The following is a 6,057-nucleotide window of genomic DNA, read 5'->3' as shown; positions in this document are numbered from 1 at the left end:
TCAACAAGACCGACTCGGCGGTGCGTCTGACCCACCTCCCAACCGGCATCGTGGTGCAGTGCCAGGACGGCCGCAGCCAGCACGGCAACCGCGATGTGGCCTGGAAGCGCCTGCGTTCGCGCCTGTACGACTTCGAGATGCGCAAGCAGCAGGAAGAGCAGCAAAAACTGGAAGATTCCAAGACCGATGTCGGCTGGGGCCACCAGATTCGCTCGTATGTGCTGGACAACAGCCGCATCAAGGACTTGCGCACCAACTACGAGACCTCGGCCACGCAGAAGGTGCTGGACGGCGACCTCGACCAGTTCATTGAAGCGTCGTTGAAGCAGGGCGTGTAGTGAAGCCCTTGAACGCCCGGCAAGGGGTCGCCAGCGTGCGCGGCTGCCTTGAGTTAATGAATTCGAAATTTTTGGAGAACCTGCATGTTGCTACTTCGTGATGGCTTTGGCCCGGCCACCGTGATCCGCCGCGCCGACTACGCACCGCCCGCGTTCTGGATTGACAGCGTCAACCTGACCTTTGACCTGGACCCGGCCAAGACCCGCGTGCTCAACAAGATGACGCTGCGCCGCAACCCGGAGGTGCCGGCGCAGCCCCTGAAGCTGGACGGCGAAGAGCTCAACCTGGCGCGCGTGCTGGTCAACGGCCAGGGCGCCTCGTTCAAGATGGACGGCAACCAGCTGGTGCTGGACAACCTGCCGACCGAAGGCGTATTTGAGCTGGAGATTTTCACCACCTGCGCCCCGCTCAAGAACACCAGTTTGACGGGTCTGTATGTCAGCAACGACTCGTTCTTCACCCAGTGTGAAGCCGAGGGCTTTCGCCGCATCACGTATTTCCTGGACCGTCCCGATGTGATGGCCAGCTACACCGTGACGCTGCGCGCCGACAAACAGAAATACCCGGTGCTCCTGAGCAACGGCAACCTGATCGCCCAGGGCCTGCTGGAAGGCGCGGGCAATGAAGGCCGCCATTTTGCGACCTGGGTCGACCCGCACAAGAAACCGTCCTACCTGTTCGCGCTGGTGGCCGGCCAGCTGGTGTGCCGCGAGCAGCGCATCACCTCGCGCGGCGGCAAAGAGCATTTATTGCAGGTCTATGTGCGCCCCGGCGACATGGACAAAACCGAACACGCCATGAACTCGCTGATGGCCTCGGTGGTGTGGGACGAAGCGCGTTTTGGTCTGGCGCTCGATCTGGAGCGCTTCATGATCGTCGCCACCAGCGACTTCAACATGGGCGCCATGGAGAACAAGGGCCTCAACATCTTCAACACCAAGTACGTGCTGGCGAACCAGGCCACTGCCACCGATGCGGACTATTCCAACATCGAGAGCGTGGTCGGCCACGAGTATTTTCACAACTGGACCGGCAACCGCGTCACCTGCCGCGACTGGTTCCAGCTCAGCCTGAAAGAAGGCCTGACCGTGTTCCGCGACCAGGAATTCAGCATGGACTTGTGCAGCGCGCCTTCCGCCCGCGCCGTCAAGCGCATCGAAGACGTGCGTGTGCTGCGCACCGCCCAATTCCCGGAAGACGCCGGCCCGATGGCGCACCCGGTGCGGCCCGACAGCTACATCGAGATCAACAACTTCTACACCGTCACCATTTACGAAAAAGGCGCCGAGGTGGTGCGCATGATGCAGACCTTGGTCGCCAGCTCGAACGACCCCATGGGTCGGGATGGTTTTGCCAAGGGCATGACGCAGTACTTCGCCCGCCACGACGGCCAGGCCGTGACCTGCGACGATTTCGCACAGGCCATTGCCGACGCCAACCCGGACTCGGCGCTGGCCCGCCTGCTGCCCCAATTCAAGCGCTGGTACAGTCAGGCCGGCACGCCCCGGCTGGCCGCCACGGGCCAGTACGACGCGCAAGAGAAGACCTACACCCTGAACTTCAGCCAGAGCTGCGCGCTCACCCCCGACCAACTGGCCAAAGAGCCCTTTGTGATTCCGGTCGCGCTCGGACTGGTCGGCAGCCACGGCGCCGCCCTGCCCCTGCAGTTGCAAGGCAGCGCCGACGCCACCTCGGACAAGCACCTGTTTGTGATGACACAGGCCAACGAATCCATCACTTTCGTCCACGTGGACGAGGAGCCGGTGCCCTCCATCCTGCGCGGCTTCACCGCGCCCGTGCTGCTGGACTTTGACTACAGCGACACCCAGCTGCTGACGCTGCTGGCCTTCGATCCCGACCCCTTCAACCGCTGGGAAGCCGGGCAGCGGCTGGCGCTGCGAAGCGCTATCAAATCAATAGCTGGAGACGACCTATCGACGAGGGCTACACCGCTGAATGATACCTACCTCGAGGCCATGCGCAGCGTGCTGCGGCATCCGGCGCTGGATGCGGCCTTCAAGGAACTGGTGCTCACACTGCCGTCCGAGACCTACATCGCCGAGCAGCTCGACGTGGTGGACCCGCAGCGCATTCATGCGGTGCGCGAAGCCATGCGCGCGCAGCTGGCCACGGCACTGGCCGCCGACTGGCAGTGGGCTTTCGAGGCGCACAGCGACAACGGCAGCTACCGGCCCGATGCCCTGTCAGCCGGTCGTCGCGCGCTGGCGGGCATGGCCTTGGGTCAGCTTTGCCTGGCGGCACGGGACAGCGCCGACACCCTCTGGCCGGGCAAGGCCTACCAACGCTTCAAGGACGCCAACAACATGACCGAGCGCGCCGGCGCGCTGCACGCGCTGCTGGCCAGCGGCCATGCGCTGGCCGAACCAGCGCTGGCGCGTTTTTACAGCCAGTTCAAAAACGAAGATCTGGTGCTGGACAAATGGTTTGCGCTGCAGGCCGGCGCCTGCGACCGTGGCGGCCAGGTGCTGCCCGCGGTGCGTCAGCTGATGACCCACCCCGACTTCAGCATGCGCAACCCGAACCGCGCGCGCAGCGTGATCTTCAGCTACTGCAACGCCAACCCCGGCGCGTTCCACCGCGCGGATGCAGCCGGCTATGTGTTCTGGAGCGAGCGCGTGGTGGAGCTCGACAGCATCAACCCGCAAGTGGCCGCCCGCTTGGCGCGCGCCCTGGACCGCTGGAAAAAGCTGGCTGAACCCTACCGCAGCGCGGCCCGCGAAGCCATCGCCCGCGTCGCTGCCAAAACCGATTTGAGCAACGACGTGCGCGAAGTGGTCAGCCGCGCCCTGGCCGACTAACAACCGTTCGGGCTGAGCCTGTCGAAGCCCATTAACCGCCACCGCCCTTCGACAAGCTCAGGGCGAACGGCAGAAAGGCATTTATGTCATCCCGAATTTCCCTCACCCGCTACCTGGTGGAGCAGCAACGCATGGACGGCCATATTCCGTCCCAGTTGCGCCTGCTGCTTGAAGTGGTGGCCCGCGCCTGCAAGAGCATCAGCCAGGCCGTCAACAAGGGCGCTTTGGGCGACGTGATGGGCAGTGCGGGCAGCGAAAACGTGCAGGGCGAGATGCAGAAAAAGCTCGACATCATCGCCAACGAAGTGCTGATCGAAGCCAACGAATGGGGCGGCCACCTGGCGGCCATGGCCAGTGAAGAAATGGAGGGCATCTACGTGGTGCCCAACCGCTACCCGCAGGGTGAGTACCTGTTGCTGTTCGATCCGCTGGACGGCTCCAGCAACATCGAAGTGAACGTGAGCATCGGCACCATCTTCAGCGTGCTGCTCAAGCCTGAAGGCACGGGCGTCTCCGAACAGGACTTCTTGCAGGCAGGCTGCAAGCAGGTGGCGGCTGGCTACTGCGTCTACGGGCCGCAAACCACCCTGGTGCTGACCGTGGGCGACGGTGTCGCCATGTTCACGCTGGACCGCGAACAGGGCTCCTTCATCCTGACCGAGGAAGACGTGCGCATTCCCGAAAACACCCAGGAATTTGCCATCAACATGAGCAATATGCGGCACTGGGACGCGCCGGTGAAGCGCTACATCGACGAATGCCTGCAAGGCAAGGAAGGCCCACGCGGCAAAGACTTCAACATGCGCTGGATCGCCAGCATGGTGGCCGACGTGCATCGGATCCTGACGCGCGGCGGTGTCTTCATGTACCCGTGGGACAAGCGCGAACCCAACAAACCCGGCAAGCTGCGCCTGATGTATGAAGCCAACCCCATGAGCTGGCTCATTGAACAAGCCGGCGGCGCCGCCACCAACGGCAAACAACGCATTCTGGACATCCAGCCCACCCAACTGCACGAGCGCGTGAGCGTGATTCTGGGCTCCAAAAACGAAGTGGAACGCGTCACCCGCTACCACAGCGAGGCCTGAGCTCGGGCTATAATGGAAAGCTAAAGCCGGTGTAGCTCAGTCGGTAGAGCAGCTCATTCGTAATGAGAAGGTCGGGTGTTCGATTCATCTCTCCGGCACCAATAGATATAAGGGTTTGCTGCTATTTAATTAGTAGCAGACCCTTTCTATTTGGTGGAGTTGTAGGCAATCTGTAGGCAACTTGCCCAAATACAGCGCCAGATAGAAGCCCAGCGCCAGCAGCCGGGCATGGTCTGACTGTGCCAATTGCCCGGCGCTTCGCATACTCCCCCACGCCATCGCCACAGTGCGAACCTATTGCGCGGAAATTCGGCGGTGTTGTCGGCAATCGCAGGCATCAGCCCCGGTCAAAAGAAAACCAGCACGCCTCGCCAGAATCACCTAAGCACGCGGTCCAATCTATCGGCGTCGCGATTCTCGGTTACACAAGCGCAGCGCTCACGTATGGCTTTCAGCTTTGCAGGCCCAATACCCTTGATAGCCAATAGCGTTTCATCGGATGCGGCGGCAATTCGATTTGGCGTATCTAAATCATCGGCCAGATTCATAAAAATGGGAAAAAAATATTGAACAATTTTTTCTGTCCCGCCATGCCTGTCCAGGAATTCTTGCCATTCACACACCGATAGCATCTCACGAAGCTTGTCGATGCGGTTTTCAATAGAGTCATTGAGTTCAACAATTTTCCGAATAGCAATAAGAAATGGTAAATAATCATCTACCCGTATGGGGCCAATGTGGGACGCCGCTTTTCTTCCTGCAGCGGAGAATCCAGCGTCAAGACGCCTGAAGAACTCAATACTATCGGCGGTACTGTCAGGACCACATGCGATTTCTTCATAAGTCTTTAGAGCTGTAAACCAGATGCCCTCCCACGGTTCACTAGCAATTTGTGGCTGACGGCCAGAGGGTGTAAGAAGTTTTGTGTAAACGGTCATTTGGCAGGAAACTGCTTTCTTGCATGGAGCAATGATGACCGTAGAAATGAAACCCTTACCCAACGACCTGATTGACGCACTGCTGGCGGACTACAAAAAGCCCGAAGACTTGATCGGCCAGAACGGCCTGTTGAAGCAGCTCACCAAGGCGCTGGTCGAGCGGGCACTGCAAGCAGAATTGACTGACCACCTGGGGCACGGCAAGAATCAGCTGGTCGCCAACGAGGCTGGCAACACCCGCAACGGACGCAGTAAGAAAACACTCAAGGGCGACTTTGGCGAATTGCCCATTGAGATTCCCCGCGACCGCGCTGGCACCTTCGAGCCGCAAATCATCACCAAGCACCAGACCCGCTGGAGCGGCTTTGACGACAAGATACTGTCGCTGTACGCCCGTGGCATGACCGTACGCGAGATTCAAAGCCACCTGCAGGAAATGTACGGCGCAGAGGTTTCGCCCACCTTGATTTCATCGGTGACCGATGCCGTCATGGACGAGGTGAAAGCCTGGCAGTCGCGCCCGCTCGATGCGCTGTACCCCATCGTCTACATGGACTGCATCCACGTCAAGGTGCGCGACAACGGAGCAGTCCGGGTCAAGGCCCTGTACCTGGCCATTGGAGTCAACCTGGACGGCCTCAAGGAGGTGCTGGGCCTGTGGATGGCCCAAACGGAAGGCGCCAAGTTCTGGCTGCAGGTGGTGACCGTGCCGGTTTTCTCTGGCCAGGCCGTTGCGGGCAATACCACGTCGGCGAGCCAGGCAGTCTCGGTCATAAAAATATCTTGCACCACCAGGTGCTCCAGACTCGCCAGCGCATGGCGTGCGTGGTTCAAGTCGGGGTCGCTCATAGCCGGGTTCTCGCCCATGATGTA

General features: G+C 60.6%; 4 protein-coding genes, 1 tRNA gene and 2 pseudogenes. 5 read left to right on the top strand and 2 right to left on the bottom strand.

All coding sequences use genetic code 11. The features are described 5' to 3' along the window. The 4 genes from B3V69_RS11395 to B3V69_RS11380 all read left to right on the top strand — a co-directional run. The coding region (locus B3V69_RS11395) for a peptide chain release factor-like protein (protein ID WP_296446611.1) at positions 1-338 on the top strand (338 nt) is incomplete at its 5' end. Between the two features lie 84 nt (positions 339-422). Continuing rightward, positions 423-3,158, top strand: a complete 2,736-nt coding sequence (gene pepN / locus B3V69_RS11390) for an aminopeptidase N (RefSeq protein ID WP_296446609.1) — start codon at positions 423-425, stop codon at positions 3,156-3,158. Between the two features lie 83 nt (positions 3,159-3,241). Further along, positions 3,242-4,246: a class 1 fructose-bisphosphatase gene (locus tag B3V69_RS11385; RefSeq protein WP_296446608.1), complete on the top strand. Its 1,005-nt coding sequence runs from the start codon at positions 3,242-3,244 to the stop codon at positions 4,244-4,246. 25 nt (positions 4,247-4,271) lie between these two features. Then, a tRNA-Thr gene (locus B3V69_RS11380) sits at positions 4,272-4,347 on the top strand. A gap of 276 nt (positions 4,348-4,623) precedes the next feature. Here the strand turns inward: B3V69_RS11380 and B3V69_RS11375 are convergent. Next, complete coding sequence (locus B3V69_RS11375) at positions 4,624-5,184, bottom strand: hypothetical protein (protein ID WP_296446606.1); 561 nt, start codon at positions 5,182-5,184, stop codon at positions 4,624-4,626. 46 nt (positions 5,185-5,230) lie between these two features. On the opposite strand from B3V69_RS11375, the pseudogene B3V69_RS11370 reads away from it, so the two are divergent. Beyond that, positions 5,231-5,890: pseudogene (locus B3V69_RS11370) on the top strand (IS256 family transposase); the annotation flags it as partial. Positions 5,891-5,937: 47 nt separating this feature from the next. Here the strand turns inward: B3V69_RS11370 and B3V69_RS11365 are convergent. Continuing rightward, positions 5,938-6,033: pseudogene (locus B3V69_RS11365) on the bottom strand (hypothetical protein); the annotation flags it as partial. Positions 6,034-6,057: the final 24 nt, after the last annotated feature.

Source organism: Rhodoferax sp. UBA5149 (assembly GCF_002413825.1).
Lineage (GTDB): Bacteria > Pseudomonadota > Gammaproteobacteria > Burkholderiales > Burkholderiaceae_C > Rhodoferax.
Note: the sequence above shows the minus strand (reverse complement) of the source record. Positions and strands in the feature narration are given on the sequence as shown.

Bases quoted from the DNA above. Each gene is read 5' to 3' on its own strand.
- pepN (WP_296446609.1), top strand. From the start codon at position 423: ATGTTGCTACTTCGTGATGGCTTTGGCCCGGCCACCGTGATCCGCCGC.
- B3V69_RS11385 (WP_296446608.1), top strand. From the start codon at position 3,242: ATGTCATCCCGAATTTCCCTCACCCGCTACCTGGTGGAGCAGCAACGC.
- B3V69_RS11375 (WP_296446606.1), bottom strand. From the start codon at position 5,184: ATGACCGTTTACACAAAACTTCTTACACCCTCTGGCCGTCAGCCACAA.